This is a genomic window from Halomonas sp. IOP_31 (genome assembly GCF_021151495.1).
GTDB classification, from domain to species: domain Bacteria; phylum Pseudomonadota; class Gammaproteobacteria; order Pseudomonadales; family Halomonadaceae; genus Modicisalibacter; species Modicisalibacter zincidurans.
The window spans coordinates 1-1,415 of the sequence record NZ_JAIRBP010000081.1; the positions used below are offsets into that span (position 1 = coordinate 1).

Genomic DNA, 1,415 nt, shown 5'->3' on the forward strand with positions numbered 1-1,415 from the left:
TACTACAGTCGTAACTGAATAAGCTACAATGCATGTGGTTGATATGGAAGCGATCACAGGGTGAAGGATGCAAGAACTGGATCTCTCTGTCTCAGCATTGTTGGATGACCTGGCAGATCGGTTAGGCCCGCTCTTTCCGCGTTCGGAAACGCGCGATCGCGCACTACGCTACCTCCAGGGTCTGCTCAGTCAGTGCGAACGTAAGAATAGCTGGCATCTTGCCGAGTGGCTCGAGGATGCCACCCCAGATGGGGTGCAGTACCTGTTGGATCGTGCCCGCTGGGATGCGGACGCAGCACGCGATATTCTCCGCCAATGGGTCATCGATACGCTGGGCTCGCCTGAGGGTGTCCTGGTCCTGGACGAGACCGGCTTTATCAAGAAAGGCCAGCACTCGGCCGGCGTGCAACGCCAGTACAGTGGCACCGCCGGCCGTATCGAAAATAGTCAGATCGGGGTCTTTCTTCTCTACGCTAGCCCGGCAGGGCATGCCTTCCTGGATCGCGCCCTGTACTTGCCCAAATCCTGGACACAGGACCGCGAGCGTTGTCGGCGTGCGGGCATCCCTGATGACGTCGAATTTGCCAGCAAACCCGAGCTCGCTCGCCGGATGCTGGAGCGCGCGATGGATCAGGACATACCGGCCGCCTGGGTGACGGGGGATAGCGTCTATGGCGGTAACCGCAGCCTGCGTCTGTGGCTGGAGGATCGCTCACAACCCTTTGTTTTAGAAGTGGCTTGCAACGAACCCTTGTGGTGGAAGAGTTTCCAGTACACGCGAGCCGACGAGATCGCGGCGGCACTGCCGGATGACGCATGGCAGACCCTATCCGCTGGCTCAGGCAGCAAGGGCGAACGCAGGTACGACTGGGCGTTGACGCCGCTGACAAGGCTGCAGCCTACGGAAGAGGCACGCCGCTGGGGCCATTATCTTCTGATCCGACGCAGCCTCTCGACACCGGATGAGTTGGCCTATTATGTGGTCCACGCGCCCAGGGACTGGGTATCGATAGAGACGCTGGTTCGAGTCGCGGGTCAGCGCTGGAAAATCGAGCAGGGTTTTCAGACGGCCAAGGGGGAATGCGGTCTGGATGAGTATGAGGTGAGGCGCTGGGCCAGTTGGCATCGCCACATTACTTTGTCGCTGCTCGCCCACGCCTTGCTGGTGGCGATACGGCAAGCGAGTCACCAGCAAAAAAAACTCGTACCGACAGGATTCAGTTGACACTCTCCGAGCTCAGGCGACTAATCGGGAGATGTCTATGGCAAGGACAACAGGCCCTGTCCCATGTGCTTCATTGGTCGGACTGGCGACGAAAGCACCAGTACCGGGCTTGGCAGTGCCACTGTCGGCAGCAGCAAGCCCGGATGGCAATGCATGAACGATCACGGCTGTAGTTACGACTGTAGTACTA

At 59.1% G+C, this 1,415-nt stretch carries 1 protein-coding gene; it reads left to right on the forward strand.

The window, feature by feature from the left end:
- Positions 1 to 67 precede the first annotated feature (67 nt).
- Positions 68 to 1,225, forward strand: a complete 1,158-nt coding sequence (locus tag K7I12_RS17380; RefSeq protein WP_231664809.1) for an IS701 family transposase — start codon at positions 68 to 70, stop codon at positions 1,223 to 1,225.
- The last annotated feature ends 190 nt before the right edge of the window (positions 1,226 to 1,415 follow it).

Bases quoted from the DNA above. Each gene is read 5' to 3' on its own strand.
- K7I12_RS17380 (WP_231664809.1), top strand. From the start codon at position 68: ATGCAAGAACTGGATCTCTCTGTCTCAGCATTGTTGGATGACCTGGCA.